This window comes from Williamsia deligens (assembly GCF_024171765.1).
Lineage (GTDB): Bacteria > Actinomycetota > Actinomycetes > Mycobacteriales > Mycobacteriaceae > Williamsia_A > Williamsia_A deligens.
Genome location: NZ_JAMTCI010000001.1, coordinates 2,995,807 through 3,015,217, shown reverse-complemented (window position 1 = coordinate 3,015,217; position 19,411 = coordinate 2,995,807). Strand labels below are relative to the sequence as shown.

The following is a 19,411-nucleotide window of genomic DNA, read 5'->3' as shown; positions in this document are numbered from 1 at the left end:
GGCGTCGCGGCACGGCCGGCGGACGGCGGCGCGACGGCGTGGGTGCGAGACTGTGCGGCGTGTCGTATCTGTTGCGGGTCCACCTGCAGGACCGTCCCGGCAGCCTCGGGCTGTTGGCGGTCTCGCTGGGATCGGTCGGCGCCGACATCCTCTCGCTCGACGTCGTCGAGCGCGGCGAGGGGTACGCCGTCGACGACATCGTCGTGGAGGTCGCCCGCGGGTCGCTGCCGGACACCCTGATCACGGCGGCGGAGAACATCGACGGGGTCCGCGTGGACTCCATCCGTCCCTACACCGGGGTGTTGGAGACGCATCGCGAACTCGAGCTGGTCGACCAGATCGCCCGGGCGACAGCGGCCGATCGCCTGCAGGTCCTGGTCGACCTGGCCCCGCGGGTGCTGCGTGTCTCGTGGGCGATGGTGATCGCACCCGGCGCGGGTGGGACCGTGCGCCTCTTCGGCAGTTCGAGCGCACCGGAGACCCCGCTGGGCGGGGTCGACTTCCTGCCCGTCGCCGAACCCGCTCAGCTCGACCCCGACGCGTCCTGGGTCCCACAGCCGTGGCGCGACATCGACACCAGGATGGCGGCCGCGCCGATCGGGTCGGCGTCGAAGGCGCTGCTGCTCGGTCGATCCGGCGGACCGGACTTCCGACAGTCGGAGCTCGCGCGTGTGGGCCATCTCACGCGGATCGTGACGACGGTGCTCGGCACCAGCTAGTCGGTCGCGCCGACTCCGGTCCCGGCCGGGTCGGCGGGGGGCGCTTCCGGGTCGCCCTCGCTCTCCTCGACGGTTGCCTCGGGTTCCGGGGCGGGCGGGGGTCCGTCGGCGAGGAGCCGCGTGAAACCGTCCTCGTCGAGGATCGGCACACCGAGCTGTTCGGCCTTCTCGGCCTTCGTCCCCGGCGAGTCGCCGACGACGACATAGTCGGTCTTCTTCGACACCGAGCCCGACGCCTTGCCGCCGCGGACGAGGATCGCCTCCTTCGCGCCGTCGCGGCTGTAGTTCACCAACGAGCCCGTCACCACGATCGTCAGCCCGGTCAGGGTGCGGGGGATCGAGTCGTCGCGTTCGTCGCGCATCTGCACGCCCGCGGCACGCCACTTCTCCACGATCTCGCGGTGCCAGTCGACGGCGAACCAGTCGACGACGCTCTGCGCGAGCGTCGCCCCCATCCCCTCGGTCTGCGCGAGCGCCTCGACGTCGGCCTCTTCGATCGCCTGCAGCGACCCGAACTCCGTGGCGAGCGCGCGCGCCGCGGAGGGTCCGACGTGGCGGATCGACAACCCCACCAGGACACGCCAGAGTGGCGCGGACTTCGCGTTCTCGAGGTTGGCGAGCAGTCGCCTGCCGTTGGCCGAGAGCGCTCCCGCCTTGGTGGTGAACAACGGCACGCGCGTCAGGTCCTCGGCGGTGAGGGAGAACAGGTCCGCCTCGTTCTCGAGGACGCCGGACGTCAGCAGGGCGGTCGCGGCCTCGTAGCCGAGCGCCTCGATGTCGAACGAGCCGCGCCCGGCGATGTGGAAGATGCGCTCCCGCAGCTGCGCCGGGCACGATCGGCTGTTCGGGCACCGGATGTCGGCGTCGCCCTCTTTCTCCGGGCGCAGCTCGGTCCCGCACTCCGGGCAGTGGGTCGGCATGACGAACTCGACCTCGCTGCCGTCGCGGAGGTCGACGATGGGGCCCAGGACCTCGGGGATCACGTCGCCGGCCTTGCGGATGGTCACCGTGTCGCCGATGAGGACGCCCTTGCGCTTCACCTCGGAGGCGTTGTGCAGGGTCGCCATCGACACCGTCGACCCCGCGACCAGCACCGGCGTCATGCTCGCGAACGGCGTGACCCGGCCCGTCCGGCCGACGTTGACCTTGATGTCGACGAGGGTGGTGGTCGCCTCCTCGGGCGGGTACTTGTAGGCGATGGCCCACCGCGGCGCGCGCGACGTCGATCCGAGGCGCCGCTGCAGGGAGGTGCTGTCGACCTTGACGACGATGCCGTCGATCTCGTGCTCGACGTCGTGCCGGTGCTCGCCCCAGTAGGCGATCCTCTCGACGATCTCGTCGACACTCGACAGCTTCGTGGTGTGCGACGACACGGGCAGGCCCCAGTCCGCGAGGGCCAGGTAGGCGTCGTGCAGGGACCCCGGCGCCCAGCCCTCGAGCTTGCCGATCCCGTGACAGATCATCCGCAGCCTGCGGCGGGCGGTGACCTGCGGGTTCTTCTGCCGCAGCGACCCGGCCGCCGAGTTGCGCGGATTGGCGAAGGGCGCCTTCCCGTCGGCGACGAGGCTGGCGTTGAGGGTCTCGAAGTCCTCGAGCCGGAAGAACACCTCCCCGCGGACCTCCAGCACCGACGGGATCGGATACTCCTCGGAGGCGGTCAGCTTCGCCGGGATGTCGTCGATGGTGCGGGCGTTGAGGGTGACGTCCTCACCGGTCCGACCGTCGCCACGGGTGGTACCCCGGACGAGCGTGCCGTTCTCGTAGACCAGCGCCAGCGCGACGCCGTCGATCTTCAGCTCGCACAGGTAGTCCAGGCCGGCGCCCGCGTCGGCCTCGACCCGCGAGACCCAGGTCCGCATCTCGTCGGCGTCGAACACGTTGTCCAACGACAGCATTCGTTCCAGGTGGTCCACCGCCGCGAACTCGGTGGCGAAACCACCGCCGACGAGCTTGGTCGGCGAGTCGGCCACGGCGAGTTCGGGGTGCTCGTCCTCGAGGCGCTGCAGGCGCTTGAGCAGGTCGTCGAACTCGCCGTCGGTGACCGTCGGCGAATCCTTGACGTAGTACCGGAACTGGTGCTCGCGCACCTCCTCGGCCAGAGCCGTCCACTGCGCGCGCAGATCACCGTCCTCCACCCGCTCGACGATAGTCCCGCGATCCGACATCTCCGGCCCTACCATCGCCGGTGATGCCGCATCCGATCATGTTCGACGACGCCGACCCGCTGCTCGCACGGGTGAGGGCCGTGGCTCTCCGGTTCCCGGAGGCCGGCGAGGTGATCGCGCACGGTCGCCCCACGTTCCGCTGCGGGAAGGTCTTCGCTCATTACGGCGGGTCGGTGCGGGGCGGCGATCGCCGTGACCACTCGGTGCTGGTGAAACCCGATCCCGCCGAGGCGCAGGCACTGGCCGACGACCCCCGCTTCTTCGTGCCGGCCTACCTCGGCCCCGCCGGATGGCTCGGTCTCGACCTCGACGCCGCCGAGGCCGACTGGGACGAGATCGCCGAACTGCTCGACGCGAGCTACCGACTCGTCGCACCTGCCCGGTTGGTCCGCATCCTCGACGCGTGACGATGTGGCCGCGCGACGCGGCTGTGGAATCCTGGGCGGCATGCGGGAGGCTGTGCGGGACTACTGGTGGGCCGTGTTGGTCGTCCCCCTCAGCCTCGTCCTCACGGTGATCCTCGTCGGGGGCGCGGTGCGGGACGGGGGCGCCGGTCGTACCGAGACGGTGGCGGCCGCGGTCACGTCGTCCGCCTCACCGACACCGACACGCTCCGTCCAGGACATCGCCGACGCACAGGCCTGCCGGACGGCCTCGGCCCCGCGCACGGTCACCGTCAGCATCCGCAGCCAACGGATGTGGCTGTGCACCGGGACCACGACGACGGCCGCCTCACCGATCACCACCGGGATCGACACGCCCGTGGACCGGACACCCACGGGGACGTGGCGGATCATCGACCGCCAGACCGACCGGTACCTCGTCGGACCCGACTACCGCGTGTTCGTGCACTACTGGCTGCAGTTCTATGGCGACTACGGCTTCCACGACTCGCCGTGGCAGGACTTCCCGTACGGGGACCCGAGGTACCGCTCCTCGGGCTCGCGTGGGTGCGTCCACGTCCCGGAACCGATGATGGCCCGGCTCTACACGTGGGCGGGCCTGGGCACCACGGTCACCATCCGGACCTGACCGGCGCGCTCAGCGGTGCGGCAGTTGGGCCGCCGCCGAGGTGCACAGGGCCAGCGCCGCGGCAGCCCGGTCGCCGGTGGCGCCCGACAGTCCGCATGACGGGGTCACGAGGAACGACCCGGTGAGTGCGGAGTGGTCCAGACCGATGGTGTCGACGATGCCCACGACCCGGTCGGCGACAGCATCCGACGACGGCAGCGTCGCAGGGCCGACCCCGGGGACGACCCCCGCCATCACGGCCACCCCGGACTCGATCGTCTCGCCGAGCCCGTCGAGGTCCGCGGTCGGCAGCCGACCGTCGCCCCGCGGCGTGAGGTCGAGGGAGACGCCCCACAGCGGCGTCTGGGCCACCACCGCCCACGGGAACGTCTGTCCGCAGTGGTGCAGCACGACGGGTGTGGCGACGGCGTCGCACAGACCGCTGAGGTGCTCGGCGACGACCGCCGCGGGGATGGCCGGCACCGTGTCGAACCGGGACAGCGGACGGACGGTGCCGTCGATGACCCGGTCCAGCGACGGCTCGTCGAGCTGGACGACCACCCGGGCACCGAGACGGCGCGTGAGCTCACGCACCTGGGTCACGATGCCCTCGGTGAGCGATCCGACGACGTCGCCCCAGGCGCCCCGGTCGGCGACGACCTTGTGGCCGTTGGCCAGCTCGATGCCCGCCGCGGCCGTGAACGGCCCACAGACCTGCATCTTCACCCACGAGTCGGGTCCGCCGAGACCCCGTGTCTCCCAGACCTCTTCGAGCGCGTCGAGATCGGCGCGGAGCATGTCACGGGCACGACGGCCCAGAGCCGACCCGCCGCCGGCGAAGCGGTATCCGTGGTTGCCGATGTCCATCGGCATGTCGACGAGCAGGGCCGCGCAGCGTCCGATCATGTCGGCGCCCGGTCCGCGGTCGGGGAGCTCGGGCAGGTGCATGAGCGCCACCTCACCGGCGACGACGTCCGCCGCGGCACGGGGATCGACGCCCGGCATCGACCCGACACCCGTGGCGATCCCGGTGGGAGGCCCGGCGGGGGTGGCTGCTGTGGGGCTCACGCGGCGCTGATCCGACCCCGCGTCGGAGACGCGCTGATCCGACCACATCCGATGACGCGGTCCCCGGCCCCGTCGTCGGGTGCGTAGAGCACCGCGGCCTGACCGCCGGCCACACCGGTCAGCGGTTCGTGCAGCTCGATGGCGATACCGGTCCCGGCGTCGACAGCGTGGGCGCGGGCGGGGGCGAGCCCTCCGTGGGCGCGCACCTGCACGACGCAGTCGATGGCACCGGTGGGGACGGTCCCCGACGTCCACACGGCGCGCTCGGCGGTGATCGACGAGACCTGCAGGTCCAGCGACGATCCCACCGTCACCGTCGCGGTGGTCGGGTCGATCCCGGTCACGTAGCGCGGGGCTCCGTCGGTCGCGGGCGCCTCGATGCCCAACCCCTTGCGCTGCCCGATGGTGAACCCGTGGATGCCGTCGTGCTCGGCGAGGGTGTCCCCGGTCGCGCCGTCCACCACGAGTCCGGGACGCACGCCGATACGGGCACCGAGGAACGCGCGGGTGTCGCCGCTGGGGATGAAGCAGATGTCGTGCGAGTCGGGCTTGTCGGCGACGGTGAGGCCACGCCGTGCCGCCTCGGCGCGGATCTCGGGCTTGGGGGTGTCCCCGACCGGGAACATCGCGTGCGCCAGCTGCTCCGCGGTGAGGACGGCCAGGACGTAGGACTGGTCCTTGTCGGGGTCGACGGCGCGCCGGAGCACTCCGTCGGACAGGCGCGCGTAGTGACCGGTGGCCAGCGCGTCGAATCCCAGTGCCCGCGCGCGGTGGGCCAGCGCGGAGAACTTGATCTTCTCGTTGCAGGTCAGACAGGGGTTGGGTGTGAGACCGCGGGCGTAGGCGTCGACGAACTCGTCGATGACGTCGTCGCGGAACCGCTCGGCGAAATCCCAGACGTAGAACGGGATCCCGAGCACGTCGGCCGCGCGTCGTGCATCGTCGGCGTCCTCCCGCGAGCAGCATCCACGACTGCCGGTGCGCAGTGCGCCGGGTGCGGTCGACAGCGCGAGGTGCACACCGGTGACGTCGTGGCCGGCGTCGACGGCGCGCGCGGCGGCCACGGCGGAGTCGACTCCGCCGCTCATCGCGGCCAGGACACGCACGGCTCAGCGCTCCCCGACGACGGCGCCCGCCATGCCCGCGACGCGGGCCCGGTCGGCGACATCGGCCAGGACGTCGGCGACGGCGTCGATCTCGGCGTCGGTGGTCGACGGCGCGAGGGAGAAGCGGAGGCTGCTGCGGGCGTCGGGGGTCGACAACCCCATGGCCAGCAGGACGTGGCTCGCCCGGGCGACGCCCGCGGTGCAGGCCGAGCCCGTCGAACACTCGATGCCGTTGGCGTCGAGCAGCATCAGCAGCGAGTCACCCTCGCATCCGAGGAGGGACACGTGGGCGTTGCCGGGCAGACGATCCACGCCGAGCGGTCCGTTGACCACACATCCCTCGACCCCGCGCGCGACGTCGAGGAGGCGATCACGGCGGGCGGCCACGGAACGCATGGTGACGGGCAGCTCGTCGACGGCGATCCGCAGGGCTGCGGCCATCCCGGCCGCGGCAGCGGCGTCCGGGGTGCCCGACCGGACGTCGCGCTCGTGACCGCCGCCGTGCAGCAGGGGGACGCAGTCCACGTCGCGGCGCAGGACCAGGGCCCCCATGCCGTGCGGGCCGCCGAACTTGTGCGCCGCGAGCGTCAGGGCGCTCACGCCGACGGCGGCGAGATCGACGGGGATGTGTCCCACGGCCTGGACGGCGTCGGTGTGGAACGGGACGCCGTACTCGGCGGCGACCGCGGCGAGTTCGGCGACGGGCTGGATGGTCCCGACCTCGTTGTTCGCCCACATCACCGACACGAGCGCGGTCTCGGCACCGTGCTGCGCCAGCTCGGTGCGCAGGTCGGCCGGGGACACCCGGCCCTCACCGTCGACGGGGAGGACCACGAGGTCGGCGTCGCCGCGGTCGGCGAGCCACGCGGCGGGGTCCATGACGGCATGGTGTTCGACGGCGGAGATGACGAGGCGACGGCGGCGCGGGTCCGCGGCCGTGCGCGCCCAGAAGATCCCCTTGATCGCGAGGTTGTCGCTCTCGGTGCCGCCGGCGGTGAAGACGATCTCCGACGGGCGGGCGTTGATCGCCGCGGCGACCGTCTCGCGCGCCTCCTCGAGGTGACGCCGGGCCCGACGACCCGAGCCGTGGAGCGAGGCGGCGTTGCCCGCGTCGGCCAGGATGCGCGTCATCGCCTCGACAGCGGCGGGGTGCATCGGCGTGGACGCTGCGTGATCGAGGTAGACGGGGCCGTTCACGAAGGCGGGCATGACCGACCCAGAGTACCGGCGGACCGCCCTATGCCGCGCCTGCGGGCACCTGTCCGGCCGACGGCGCGCCCGCCGCCGACCGGATCGGACGCACCGGCGCCGGGATCGTGGGGATGGCGGCCAGCGAGTCGTCCGACACGAGGTCACCGAACACCAGTCGCTCGCAGCGTCGTGTCAGCTCGCGACGGTCGTCCGCGGGCAGCTGCAGCTCGTGCACCCGGACCACCACCGACAGTCCGCGCGTCCGCAGGATGCGTCGCACGGTGTCCATCAGGTCGTCGTCGCCGATGAACGCCGACACGGTGGCGACAGCCCCGTCGGCGTCGCGGAAACCGACGTGTACGGGGATGACCGGCATCTGCGCGTCGACCGCGGCCTGGAAGGCGGCCGGCCGGAAACGACCGCCCGCGTGGCCGCACCAGGTGGTGCCCTCGGGGAAGACGCCGACGGCGTCGTCGGCGAACAGGCCCTCGGTCATGGCGGCGACGGTCGCGGGCAGGGATCGCAGCGAGCGCCGGTCGATGCCGATCACACCCAGCCTGCGGGCGAGGTCGCCCACGACCGGCCATCCGAGGACCTCGGACTTGGCGACGAACCGTGCGGGCACCACGCAGGCGATCGCCACGATGTCGAGGAACGTGGTGTGGTTGGCGACCACGAGCCCCACCCCGCGACCGACCTGCGGCCGACGGTCGTCGACCTCGACGGTGATCCCCAGGGATGCCAGCAGTGACCGCGCCGAGCCGCGGAGGAACCGTCGACGCACCGGACGCGGCAGCAGCGAGACGGGGGTCCCGGCGGCGACCACCGCTCCTGCCGTCACGGTGAACCGCGCCACCCGGCATGCCACACCGAGCGGACCCACGGGATCGGAGGCGGGCTCGCGGACGCAGCTCGCGTCGCAGGAGCTCGTCGGGAACCAGGCGTGGTCGGTCACCGCGCCACCTCCGCGACCTCGCACCGGTCGGCCAGGCCGCGCAGCCGCTCGAGGTAGCGGCGGTCGGCCGTCTCCTTGTCGAGGACCGTCAGGAAGTCCCCGACGCCGAAGTCCGGGTCGTGTGCTGGTTCCCCGCAGACGCGCGCACCGATCCGCAGGTAGCCCGACATCAGCGGCGTCAGCGTCAGCCGCGGTGGCGGATCGATCTCGTCGAGCCGCCTGCCCTCGATCACCACGGGGCGGTGCGGGAAGACCTGCCACGCTGCGCGGTGTCGATCGCGGACGAGGTCTCGCGTCCCACGGATCACCGCACCCGGGGCGGTGCCGTCGACCGGGTCGACCGGGACCGAGGTGCATCCGACGACGTACCGATGGCCGGTCTCGTCGAGATACCGCAGCGTTCCGGACCACATCAGCGCCATCACCGACCCCGACCGGTGTCCCTCGAGCACACACGCTCGCCCCATCTCGACGGTCTCGGCCGCGATCGGGGCCAACTCCAGCAGGTCGAACTCACCGGCGCCGTAGAGACCACCGGCGGCGATCGCCGCGTCCGGGGTCAGCACGCGAGCACACCCGACGACCGCACCGTCGGCGTGGTCGTCGCGCACCAGGAGGTGGTCGCAGTGGTCGTCGAAGCGGTCGGCGTCACGGCCGTCGACGGTCCCGACCATCGCGGTGCCGAAACCGGGTTCTCGCGAGAACACGGTGTGCCGCAACCGTTGCGCGGCCTCGACGTCCTCGGGCCGGGTCGTCAGGTGGAGGCTGTACCGCGGGCCGCGCAGCAGCACGCGGGAGCGCCGGGTCGGCGTCGTGGGGTGGGTGCCGTCGAGCAGTGTCGTCGCCATGTGCACAGGTGTATCGAGCGCACCGGGCGGCCGTGCTGCACCGGCGTGTCATGTCGGTGGAGGTGCGGTGAACTCCTGCGCGCCCGGGTTACACCCCACCGACGTGTGCGTGTCCCCGAGACGCGACACGACCCCCGGGACGGTGTCCCGGGGGTCGTGGTCGGTGCTGTGCCGGTCAGCGACCGGCAGGTGTCACTTGCGCTTCTTGACCTCGTCGGTCAGCTGCGGTGCGACGTCGAAGAGATCGCCCACGACGCCGTAGTCGGCGATCTCGAAGATCGGGGCCTCTTCGTCCTTGTTGACGGCCACGATGGTCTTCGAGGTCTGCATGCCGGCGCGGTGCTGGATGGCTCCGGAGATGCCCAGCGCGACGTACAGCTGCGGCGAGACGGTCTTGCCCGTCTGGCCGACCTGGAACTGCCCCGGGTAGTAGCCGGAGTCGACCGCGGCGCGGGACGCGCCGACGGCTGCGCCGAGCGAGTCGGCGAGATCCTCGACCACGGAGAACTTGTCGGCACTGCCGACGCCACGACCACCGGAGACGACGATCGACGCCTCCGTCAGCTCGGGGCGGTCGCCACCGACGATCGGCTCCACCTTGGTGATCTTGACCGCGTTGGCCGCGGGGGCGGGGACCTCGACGTCGACGCGCTCGCCGGCGCCGGCCTGCGGGACGGCCTCGACGCCACCCGGACGCACCGAATAGATCGGGATGTCGCCCTTGGGCTGCGCCTCGACGGTGAACGCGCCACCGAAGATCGAGTGCACGCCGGTCTTGTCCTCCTTGATGTCGACGACGTCGTAGAGGATGCCCGAGCCCAGGCGCACGGCCAGGCGTCCCGAGATCTCCTTGCCGTCGGCGTTGGCCGCGACGATGATCGCGGCCGGCGAGGCCTGCTCGGCGACGGACGCCAGGATGTCGACCTTGGGGCTGATCAGGTAGCCGTCGACGTCGTCGGACTCGGCGACGTAGATCTTCTCGGCGCCGGCCTCCTTGAGGGCGTCGACGACGCTGTCGGCCGTGCCGGGCTTCCCGGCGACGACGACGCTCGGCGAGCCGAGCGCGCGGGCTGCGGTGATGAGCTCGCCGGTGACCTTCTTCAGGCCGCCCTCGGCGTCGAGCTCAGCGAGAACGAGTACTTCTGCCATGAGTTGTGTGCTCCTCGGGATGCGTGTGGGGGCGTCTCAGATGATCTTCTGGCCGACGAGGTACTGCGCGACCTTGCTGCCGCCGTCACCCTCGTCGGTGACGCGCTCACCCGCGGTCTTGGGCGGCTTCGGGGTGTTGTTGGTGACCGTCGAACCGGCGTTCTCCAGGCCCACGTCGCCGGCCTCGACACCGATGTCGGCGAGGGAGACGACCTGCACTTCCTTCTTCTTCGCGGCCATGATGCCCTTGAAGGACGGGAAGCGGGGCTCGTTGATCTTCTCGTTGACGCTCACGATGGCCGGCAGCGTCGACTCGACGTGGGTGATGCCCTCGTCGGTCTCGCGCTCGCCCGTCAGGGTCTCGCCGTCGACGGTGAGCTTGCGCAGGTGCGTCAGGTGCGGCAACTCGAGGTACTCGGCGATCATCGACGGGATCGCGCCGCCGCGGCCGTCGGTCGCCTCGTTGCCGGCGATGACCAGCTCGACGCCCTCGACGGTGCCGAGCGCACGCGCCAGCACGTACGCGGTCTGCACCGCGTCGGAGCCGTGCATCTGGTCGTCCTTGATGTGGATCGCCTTGTCGGCGCCCATCGACAGTGCCTTGCGGATCGCGTCCGTGGTGCGCTCCGGACCGGCCGACAGGATCGTGACCTCGCCGCCGGAGGCCTCCTTGATCTGCAGGGCCTCCTCGACAGCGCGCTCGTTGATCTCGTCGAGCACGGCGTCGGCCGCCTCGCGATCGAGCGTGTAGTCACCGTCCGAGAGCTTGCGCTCGGACCAGGTGTCCGGAACCTGCTTGATCAGTACGACGATGTTCGTCATGGTCCTCTTCGACCTCCACTCAGCGGTTGTGAACTCACCGTAAACTTACTGCCCGGTAAGGTAAAGCGTCCTCGACCCATTCTAGACGTTTCCGTCAGGCCGTCGACACGCCGTCCTCGCAGGTGAGCCGCGATGCTGAACACATCCGCCAGTAGCGCGGAGACATCGATCACATCCGGGGCGGGACGATCGCCGGATCGGCTCCTCGACGGCGCCCACTAGGCTCCCGCAGATGACCAACGCAACCGACGCCCCCGAGCCGGTGCTCGCGCTCACCGGCGAGCGGACGGCGCCGGGCATCGCCGAGGAGAACTACTGGTTCCGGCGGCACGAGGTCGCCTACGCCCACGTCACCCCGATGTGCCGAGGTCGACGTGTGCTCGAGGCGGGGTCCGGCGAGGGGTACGGCGCCGACATGCTCGCGGCATCGGGCGCCGATGTGGTCTGCGTCGACTACGACGAGTCCGCGGTCCAGCACTCGCGGGCGACGTACCCGCGCCTCGACGTCCGCCGAGCGAACCTCGTGGACCTCCCGCTCGCCGACGACGACGTCGACGTGATCGTGAACTTCCAGGTGATCGAACACCTCTGGGACCAGGAGCGGTTCGTCGCCGAATGCCGTCGCGTCCTGCGCCCCGGTGGGGTGCTGCTGATGAGCACCCCCAACCGGCTGACCTTCTCCCCCGGCCGGGACACGCCGCTGAACCCCTTCCACACGCGGGAGCTGTCGGCCGCGGAGCTCACCGAGCTGCTCGTCGGCGGCGGGTTCACCGTCACCGAGATGCTCGGAGTCCACCACGGGTCGGCGCTGCGGGCGCTGGACAAGCGCTGGAACGGGTCCTTCGTCGACGCACAGATCGGCCGCGCCCTCGCCGACGAGCCGTGGCCGGTCGCGCTCGCCGCGGACGTGGCCAGCATCCGGACCGACGACTTCGAGATCCACCCCGACGAGCCCGATCAGGCGCGTGGCATCGACGACAGCCTCGATCTGTTGGCCGTCGCCACGGCATGACCCTCCGATGAGCCCCTCACCGGTGCCGGGTCGGTTCGCGCTGGTCCTGCACTCGCATCTCCCCTGGCTCGCCCATCACGGTGCCTGGCCGGTCGGTGAGGAGTGGCTCTATCAGTCCTGGGCGTCGTCGTATCAGCCGTTGTTCGCGGCGCTGCGTCGTCTCGCGTCCGACGGACTGCGCGACCAGCTGACCCTGGGTGTGACCCCCGTGCTGGCCGCCCAGCTCGACGACCCGTACTGCGCCGCGGCGATGCACGCGTGGCTCGGTTCGTGGCAGACGCGCGCCGCGGAGGCCGCGGTCGTCGGCACGACCGAACACGATGCCGGGGCCCTGCAACTGGGTGTCCGCGAGCACGCTGCCGCGGCCGCCGCGATCGACGACTTCGAGACCCAGTGGCGCCACGGCGGATCCGGAGCACTGCGGCACCTCGTCGACTCCGGCGTCCTCGAACTGTTGTCCGGTCCGTTGGCACACGGTTTCGCGCCGACCATGGACCCGCGGATGCGCCGGTTCTGCCTCGAGGAGGGGCTCGCCGACACGCGCGCGCGGATCGGACGGCGGCCCGCGGGCATCTGGGCACCCGAGTGCGCGTACGCACCCGGGATGGAGGACGGTTACGCCGCCGCCGGCGTGGGCCATTTCCTCGTCGACGGCCCCGCCCTGCACGGCGACACCGCACTGGCACGGCCTGTCGGGGACTCCGACGTGCTGGCGGTCGGACGCGATCTCGAGATCAGCTACCGGGTCTGGTCGCCGCGCTCGGGATATCCCGGTCACCCCGCGTACCGCGACTTCCACACGTGGGACCACCGTTTCGGGTTCAAGGCCGCTCGGGTGACGGGCCGATCCGTGCCCGGGCCGGACAAGGCCCCCTACGACCCCGACCGCGCGGAACTCGCCCTCGCCCGCCACGTCGACGACTTCGTGGGACGGGTCCGCGACCGGTTGCGGGAACAGTCGGAACGGATCGGACGACCCGCGTTGGTGGTGGCCGCCTTCGACACCGAACTGTTCGGGCACTGGTGGCACGAGGGCCCGCGGTGGCTCGAGGCGGTGCTCCGGGCACTGCCCGACGCCGGCGTCGAGGTGACGACCCTGCAGACGGCGATCGAGGACGGCTTCGTCGGCGACGCAGTCGATCTCGGGCCGTCGAGCTGGGGATCGGGCAAGGACTGGCGCGTCTGGGACGGCCCGGCCGTGGACGACCTGGTCCGCGTGCAGCGCGAGGTGACCGCCTCGACCCTGGACACGGTGACCAAGCGACTCGATCGGGACGCCACGACGCGCGACCCTGTCGCCGACCAGATCGTGCGCGAGACGGTCCTGGGCCTGGCCTCGGACTGGGCGTTCATGGTGTCCAAGGACACCGCCGCCGACTATGCGCGCGAGCGCGCGTTCACCCACTCGCACGCGGCACGCGAGATCGGCGACGCCGCCGACCGCCGCCACGACCAGCGGGCTGTCGCGCTCGCCGACGCCTGGCGGCGCGCCGACCACCCGTTCGGGGCGTTGGACGCGCGCCGGCTGACGGGTGGTGCGGTGTGAGGGTCCTCGTCGTCTCCTGGGAGTACCCGCCCGTCGTCGTCGGCGGGTTGGGCCGCCACGTCCACCACCTCAGCGTCGCCCTCGCCGCGCAGGGACACGAGGTGGTGGTGCTGTCCCGACGGCCCACCGGCACAGACGCTCTCACCCATCCGACGACCGACACGGTCGTCGAGGGCGTGCGGGTCGTCGCCGTGGCGGAGGATCCGCCCGACCTCGAGTTCACCCGCGACATGATGGCGTGGACCCTGGCCATGGGACACGCCATGGTCCGCGCCGGACTGGCCGTCACCGACCGCGACGGCGGTCGGTGGGAACCCGACGTCGTGCACGCCCACGACTGGCTCGTCGCCCACCCCGCCATCGCCCTCGCGCAGGTCCACGACGTCCCCCTCGTCGCGACCATGCACGCCACCGAGGCGGGCCGGCACAGCGGGTGGGTCGCCGGCACCCTGAACCGGCAGGTGCACTCGGTGGAATGGTGGCTGGCCGCCGAGGCGGACGCGCTGATCACGTGCTCGGGCTCGATGCGCGACGAGGTCACCCGCCTGTTCGGTCCTGACCTCGCCGAGGTGCACACCATCCACAACGGCATCGACGTCAGCACCTGGCCCTACGCGCCCCGGCAGCCCCACGACGGCCCGCCGAGGCTGCTGTACGCCGGCCGCCTGGAGTACGAGAAGGGCGTGCAGGACCTCATCGCCGCCATGCCACGGCTGCGACGCACCCACCCCGGCACCGTCCTCGACATCCTCGGCGACGGGACGCAGGAGACCTGGCTGCGCGACCTCGCCCGCCGCCATCGCGTCTCGCGCGCGGTCCGGTTCCACGGCACCGCCGACCACGGCGCACTGCTCGCCGCGATGCGGGCCTGCGACGCGATCGTCCTGCCGAGCCGCTACGAGCCGTTCGGCATCGTCGCCCTTGAGGCCGCGGCGGTCGGTGCGCCGCTGGTGACGTCCACGGCGGGCGGTCTGGGTGAGGCCGTGACCGACGGGGTGACCGGTCTCGCGTTCCCGCCCGGGGACGTGGCCGGGCTTGCCGCGGCGGTGCGGGGCGTCCTGCTCGACCCGGCTGCCGCCCAGCGCCGGGCTGCCGCGGCCCGGGAGCGGCTCACCGCCGAGTTCTCATGGCGGCTCGTCGCCCAGCGCACCACCGAGGTGTACGTCGCCGCCAAACGTCGTGTGCGCCATCCCGTCGGGCGCCCGGAGATCGTCACGAGACCGCTGCCCGAACGGGACCTCGGCCCCGCCTGACCGCTACCCTGACGCGGTGTCCAGCCCCGCGCGGTACCTCAGCTCCCTCGACATCGACACCACGACGCCCGTGCTCGTCACCGGTGCGACCGGCTACGTCGCCGGCTGGCTCGTCAAGGATCTCCTCGACGCCGGGGTCACCGTGCACGCCGCGGTGCGCAACCCCGACGACCGGCGCAAGACCGGACACCTGCGGGCCCTCGCCGACGCCGCCCCCGGCACCATCGAGTTCTTCGCCGCGGACCTGCTGACCGACGGTTCCTACGACGCGGCCATGGCCGGGTGCAGCATCGTCTTCCACACCGCGTCCCCGTTCACCACGGACGTGAAGGATCCGCAGACCGAACTCGTCGACCCCGCGGTCGAGGGCACCCGGACCGTCCTCGAGTCGGCCGATCGCACCGAGTCCGTGCGTCGCGTCGTCCTGACGAGCTCGGTCGCCGCGATCTACACCGACACGGTCGACTGCGAGAAGGCGGGCGGCACGCTGACCGAGGAGAACTGGAACACCTCGGCCACCCTGGACTACGAGCCCTACAACCTGTCGAAGACGTTGGCGGAGAAGAAGGCCTGGGAGATCGCGGACGCGCAGTCGCGGTGGGACCTGGTGGTCATCAACCCGTCGCTGGTCATCGGACCGCCGCTGGGACCCGCGCCCACCTCGGAGAGCTTCGCGATCGTCACGCAACTCGGCAACGGCCTGATGGCGCTCGGCGCCCCCCGCATCAAGATCGGTGTCGTCGACGTCCGCGAGGTCGCCCTGGCGCACGTCAGCGCAGCCTTCCGACCCGACGCGCGAGGCCGTCACATCCTGTCTGCCGCGGACACCGACCTGCTGGAGATGGGCAAGGCCCTGGTCCCGAAGTTCGGGTTCAAGCGACCGCTCCCCCGCTTCCCGTTGCCGATCCCCGTGCTGGTGGCGATCGCCCCGATCGTCGGTCGCGACCGCCGCTTCGTGCGCCGGTGCTCGGGCGGACCGCTCCGGCTCGACAGCACGAAGAGCCGTGAGGCGCTGGGCATCTCGTACCGACCGATGCGGGAGTCGCTGGAGGAGATGTTCGCCGCCATGCTCGACGCCGGACAGGTCAAGCTGCTGCGCTGAGCCCCTGAGGCCCTGAGCCGCAGGACCGAGCCGGGTCGATCAGTCCGCGAGGTTCCCGGCGGCCTTCTTGCGTTCGATGTCGGCCAGGGCGCGGGCGTGTTCGGCCCGTTGCTCGGCGGTGGCCGCCCAGTCGTCGGCGCGGTTGCGCACCACGCGCGCCGGGGCGCCGACGGCGATCGCGTAGTCGGGGATGACACCGCGGACCACCGCGTGCGACCCGAGGACGCAGCCCCGCCCGACGATGGTGTTGCGCAACACGGTCACCTTCGCGGCGATCCACGTGTCCGGGCCGATCCGCACCGGGCCCTTCACGATCCCCTGGTCCTTGATGGGCAGCGTGATGTCCTCGGTGCGATGGTCGAAGTCGCAGATGTAGCACCAGTCGGCGACGAGCGTCGACGCACCGATCTCGATGTCGAGGTAGGCGTTGACGACGTTGTTCGCGCCGAACACCGTCTTGTCGCCGATGCGCATGGACCCCTCGTGACAGCGGATCGAGTTGCCGTCGCCGATGTGCACCCACCGGCCGATCTCGAGCCGTGCCAGCTCCGGCGTGGCGTGGATCTCCACGTTCCTCCCCAGGAACACCATGCCCTTGAGCACCACGTGCGGGTTCGCCGAGCGGAACCGCCACAGCCGGAAGTACCGCACGAGGTACCACGGTGTGTACGCGCGGTGGCTGATCACCCACCGCAGCGAGGCGAGCGTGACGAAGCGGATCTGGTCGGGGTCCCGACGCCGCCCGGCGCGTCGGCGCGACCGCAGCGACGCGTTCCACATGGTCGTCATGGGCAGTCACCCTATCGCCGCGTGTCTCACCTCCCGGCCCGCCCGTCGGCCCGCGATAGGCTCACCGATGCGATCGGGCCATGGGTACACCACGGGCCGGTGACCAGGTGACGGGAGAACGATGCGGGACAGCTCGGTGACCACGCGGAGACGCGTCGGGGTGGCCGCTCGGTTGCTGATCACGGCCCTCGCCGCGATCACCGTCGTCACGGCGTGCTCGGACGGCCAGACCGACGTGCGGTCCATCCCGAGCGCCGGCTGGCCCAGCTACGGGGGCGACGCCGGCAACGCGAACTTCGCCTACCCGACTGTCCCCGACGACCTGACGCTCTCGTGGTCGCGGCCGACCGGCGGTCCCGTCTCCGCACCGGTGACCGTCTCCGGCCGGTCGAACGTCGGCGTGACGTCGCGGACTCCCAACGGCTGCAACACCTTCGTGTTCGACCCGCGCGCCGGCCGCAAGAACTTCTGCCGCCGGATGGCCGCGGGCGTCGAGCTCACGTCGTTGCTCGTCGACCAGTACGACAACGTCTACGCCGGCGAGGCGGGCAACCTGGTCGCCTACAACGGGGGCGGATCCATCCGGTGGCGCTTCCCGACCATCGGGGTGCCGGTGTCGGCGAAGTTCGCCGGGCCCGGTGTCGTCCTCGTCGTCACCCACCTCGGCCAGGTCCTGCTCATCAACTCCCAGACCGGGCAGCTCGTCGCCCCCGGCGTGACCCTGCGGCCGGACATCGACGGGTCACAGCCCGCGTTCGGCCTCGGGGACTGTGTCACCGGCGCCCCGAACTGCGCGGTGCAGTCCAGTCCCGCGGTCGACACCGACGCCAAACGCCTCTACATCGGGTTCTGGCCGCAGCGGTCCATCGCCTCGGAGGTGCGGGCGCTGCGCTACGACGAGGTCAACGGGACCGTGGCGCTCCGCGACGCCTGGACCGCGCAGATCCCCAGCGGCGTCATCGGCACCCCGACGCTGTCCTCGGACAAGAAGACGCTGTACGTGTTCGACCGTCTCGGCAGCATCTACGCCCTCGACGCGGCCACCGGCGCGACCCGCTGGAACTACTTCGTCGGGGGCTACGGCTTCGGCACGATGACCGTCTCGCCCGACGGCGTCATCATCCCCACCGGCGTGATCGGCGCCCCGCTGCGTGCGTTCCGTGACCGAGGGAACCATGCCGAACCACTGTGGCAGCGCACCGATCTGCAGTCCGTCAGCCTGTCCACCCTGACCCGCGACGGCCACGCCTGGACCGTGGTGCGCAGCGGGTCCCGACAGGGCCTGTCGTTGCTGGAGGTCTCGGCGAAGGACGGCACGAGCCAGCGCAGCCTCGAGATGCCCGGCGCCCTCGGGTTCGCCACCGGGGTCGCGGTCTCCTCGGCCGGTGCCGTCGCCACCGCCACCAACCTCGGCGAGGTCTACTTCTTCGACAAACCGAAGGACTGACGCCCGGTCGTTCTCCGCGCCGACGGGGCCTCGGCGACGCGCGGGTGGGTCAGTGTCGCTCGCCCGGTCCGCAGACGAAGGCCGTGGCCGCCGTGCCGACGCGCGTGATGACCAGTGCGAGGGAACGGCTGCCGCGCAGACGAAGTCGCGCGCGCAGCTTGTCGGGGTCGACGTCGACACCGCGCACCATGATCTCGAGCACCCCGCAGTCGAGGTCGGCGAGTCGGCGGCGCAGCGCCTTCTCCGAGTACGGGACCTGCTCGAGGACCGGCCATCCGCGCTCGCCCGGTGGGACCGCGTCACCGGTGAGGTGGGCGATGCGGTGGTCGAGCTGCCACAGTCCGTGTCGAGCCGCGTAGTGGCGGACGAGACCCGCTCGCACGACGGCCCCGTCGGGATCGACGATCCACTCCCCCACAGCGCCGACGGGCACGTCGTCGTCGCTGTCGTCGGTGATCTCGAACCCAGCGCCACCGGAACGGATCACGGTCGCCCGACGGCGTGGTCCGTCGGCGGCGCCACACCACAGCGCCGTCTCCCGTACGGCCCCGTCGACCGAGACCACCTCGGCCTCACCGGTGAACCCGAAACGGTCCCGGAGGCGCTGGTGATCCAGTCCCGGTGCGCATTTCACCACCAGAGAGCGACCGGCGTACACCGACAGCAACTCGAACAGACCGGGCCGCAGGTCCTCCAGGCGGAAGGTCCGCGACCCCGTCGAGTCGCGCCGGGCCGGGTCCGCGATGACCACGTCGGCCGTACTGGTCGGCGTGAGAGCGTCGGCCCGGGCGATCAGCGCACCGGGGACGTTGTGTGAGGCCATCGCCGCCCGGGCCGGATCGAGGTCGGAGCCGAGGACGCCGCCGATGCCCGCGGCGGCACCGAGTTCGAGCAGCTCCGCCCCGACGGAACAGGTGACGTCGTGCACGACGGCCCCCGGATGCTCCCGTGCGATCCGTCGGGCACGATGCGCGGCCACACGGCTCGCGGTCGCCTGTTGCGCCGACGCGTCGTCGACCAGCAACCGATCCGCGTCCAGCACACGGCCCCGCAGACGCCGTCGCCCCCGGACCACCTGGACGAGCGCGGCGTCCCGTCCCGGGTACCGCGCTCGCAGCGTCGCCAGATCAGCGATGAGCGTGTCAGGCCGGAGCGGCAGATCCTGCGCCGTCGTCAGGGCCTTCTCACCGAAACGTGATGCCAGCCAGGCGACGTCGTCGACCTCCAC

Annotated in this window: 18 protein-coding genes; 8 read left to right on the top strand and 10 right to left on the bottom strand. The window is 71.7% G+C overall.

What is annotated here, in order from left to right; translation table 11 throughout:
• The first annotated feature begins 50 nt into the window (after nucleotides 1–50).
• Nucleotides 51–719: an ACT domain-containing protein gene (locus LX14_RS13940; RefSeq protein WP_253648028.1), complete on the top strand. Its 669-nt coding sequence runs from the start codon at nucleotides 51–53 to the stop codon at nucleotides 717–719.
• On the opposite strand, the gene ligA is transcribed toward LX14_RS13940, so the two are convergent.
• Nucleotides 716–2,884 (bottom strand): NAD-dependent DNA ligase LigA, encoded by a 2,169-nt coding sequence (ligA, locus tag LX14_RS13935; RefSeq protein WP_372505346.1) that lies wholly within the window; start codon nucleotides 2,882–2,884, stop codon nucleotides 716–718. The genes LX14_RS13940 and ligA overlap by 4 nt on opposite strands.
• Before the next feature lie 23 nt (nucleotides 2,885–2,907).
• Here ligA and LX14_RS13930 point away from each other — a divergent pair, with 23 nt between their 5' ends.
• Together LX14_RS13930 and LX14_RS13925 are read left to right on the top strand one after the other, a co-directional pair.
• Nucleotides 2,908–3,291 carry an MmcQ/YjbR family DNA-binding protein gene (locus tag LX14_RS13930; RefSeq protein WP_253647758.1) on the top strand — a complete coding sequence of 128 codons (384 nt, stop codon included), beginning with the start codon at nucleotides 2,908–2,910 and terminating at the stop codon, nucleotides 3,289–3,291.
• Between the two features lie 40 nt (nucleotides 3,292–3,331).
• Complete coding sequence (locus LX14_RS13925; protein ID WP_253647757.1) at nucleotides 3,332–3,916, top strand: L,D-transpeptidase; 585 nt, start codon at nucleotides 3,332–3,334, stop codon at nucleotides 3,914–3,916.
• Nucleotides 3,917–3,925: 9 nt separating this feature from the next.
• On the opposite strand, the gene LX14_RS13920 is transcribed toward LX14_RS13925, so the two are convergent.
• The 7 genes from LX14_RS13920 to LX14_RS13890 form a co-directional block, all read right to left on the bottom strand.
• Entirely contained in the window at nucleotides 3,926–4,963 is a 1,038-nt protein-coding gene (locus tag LX14_RS13920; RefSeq protein WP_253647756.1) for a uroporphyrinogen decarboxylase/cobalamine-independent methonine synthase family protein, read from the bottom strand.
• Nucleotides 4,960–6,069: a tRNA 2-thiouridine(34) synthase MnmA gene (mnmA, locus tag LX14_RS13915; RefSeq protein WP_253647755.1), complete on the bottom strand. Its 1,110-nt coding sequence runs from the start codon at nucleotides 6,067–6,069 to the stop codon at nucleotides 4,960–4,962. The genes LX14_RS13920 and mnmA overlap by 4 nt, the downstream gene beginning before the upstream one ends.
• 3 nt (nucleotides 6,070–6,072) lie before the next feature.
• Complete coding sequence (locus LX14_RS13910; protein WP_253647754.1) at nucleotides 6,073–7,278, bottom strand: cysteine desulfurase family protein; 1,206 nt, start codon at nucleotides 7,276–7,278, stop codon at nucleotides 6,073–6,075.
• A 28-nt stretch (nucleotides 7,279–7,306) separates the two neighbouring features.
• Complete coding sequence (locus LX14_RS13905; protein ID WP_253647753.1) at nucleotides 7,307–8,215, bottom strand: lysophospholipid acyltransferase family protein; 909 nt, start codon at nucleotides 8,213–8,215, stop codon at nucleotides 7,307–7,309.
• On the bottom strand, nucleotides 8,212–9,069 hold the full coding sequence (locus LX14_RS13900; RefSeq protein WP_253647752.1) for a GNAT family N-acetyltransferase: 858 nt from the start codon (nucleotides 9,067–9,069) through the stop codon (nucleotides 8,212–8,214). Before LX14_RS13900 ends, LX14_RS13905 begins: the two co-directional genes overlap by 4 nt.
• A gap of 186 nt (nucleotides 9,070–9,255) precedes the next feature.
• Nucleotides 9,256–10,212, bottom strand: a complete 957-nt coding sequence (locus LX14_RS13895; RefSeq protein WP_253647751.1) for an electron transfer flavoprotein subunit alpha/FixB family protein — start codon at nucleotides 10,210–10,212, stop codon at nucleotides 9,256–9,258.
• A gap of 36 nt (nucleotides 10,213–10,248) precedes the next feature.
• Entirely contained in the window at nucleotides 10,249–11,034 is a 786-nt protein-coding gene (locus LX14_RS13890) for an electron transfer flavoprotein subunit beta/FixA family protein (RefSeq protein ID WP_253647750.1), read from the bottom strand.
• A gap of 232 nt (nucleotides 11,035–11,266) precedes the next feature.
• On the opposite strand from LX14_RS13890, the gene LX14_RS13885 reads away from it, so the two are divergent.
• Genes LX14_RS13885 through LX14_RS13870 form a run of 4 tightly spaced genes read left to right on the top strand, consistent with a single transcriptional unit; the run spans nucleotide 11,267 to nucleotide 15,947 of the window.
• Complete coding sequence (locus tag LX14_RS13885) at nucleotides 11,267–12,046, top strand: class I SAM-dependent methyltransferase (RefSeq protein ID WP_253647749.1); 780 nt, start codon at nucleotides 11,267–11,269, stop codon at nucleotides 12,044–12,046.
• A 7-nt stretch (nucleotides 12,047–12,053) separates the two neighbouring features.
• A complete protein-coding gene (locus tag LX14_RS13880) occupies nucleotides 12,054–13,592 on the top strand; it encodes a 1,4-alpha-glucan branching protein domain-containing protein (protein WP_253647748.1) in 1,539 nt (512 codons plus the stop codon).
• Nucleotides 13,589–14,845, top strand: a complete 1,257-nt coding sequence (locus LX14_RS13875) for a glycosyltransferase family 4 protein (RefSeq protein ID WP_253647747.1) — start codon at nucleotides 13,589–13,591, stop codon at nucleotides 14,843–14,845. Before LX14_RS13880 ends, LX14_RS13875 begins: the two co-directional genes overlap by 4 nt.
• Before the next feature lie 16 nt (nucleotides 14,846–14,861).
• The gene (locus LX14_RS13870) at nucleotides 14,862–15,947 is read left to right on the top strand and encodes an NAD-dependent epimerase/dehydratase family protein (protein ID WP_253647746.1); all 1,086 of its coding nucleotides are present in this window, start codon (nucleotides 14,862–14,864) and stop codon (nucleotides 15,945–15,947) included.
• Nucleotides 15,948–15,986: 39 nt separating this feature from the next.
• On the opposite strand, the gene LX14_RS13865 is transcribed toward LX14_RS13870, so the two are convergent.
• On the bottom strand, nucleotides 15,987–16,736 hold the full coding sequence (locus LX14_RS13865; RefSeq protein ID WP_253647745.1) for an acyltransferase: 750 nt from the start codon (nucleotides 16,734–16,736) through the stop codon (nucleotides 15,987–15,989).
• A 121-nt stretch (nucleotides 16,737–16,857) separates the two neighbouring features.
• Here LX14_RS13865 and LX14_RS13860 point away from each other — a divergent pair, with 121 nt between their 5' ends.
• Entirely contained in the window at nucleotides 16,858–18,183 is a 1,326-nt protein-coding gene (locus LX14_RS13860) for an outer membrane protein assembly factor BamB family protein (protein ID WP_372505344.1), read from the top strand.
• 49 nt (nucleotides 18,184–18,232) lie between these two features.
• Here LX14_RS13860 and LX14_RS13855 read toward each other — a convergent pair whose 3' ends face one another.
• The gene (locus tag LX14_RS13855) at nucleotides 18,233–19,411 is read right to left on the bottom strand and encodes a THUMP-like domain-containing protein (protein ID WP_253647744.1); all 1,179 of its coding nucleotides are present in this window, start codon (nucleotides 19,409–19,411) and stop codon (nucleotides 18,233–18,235) included.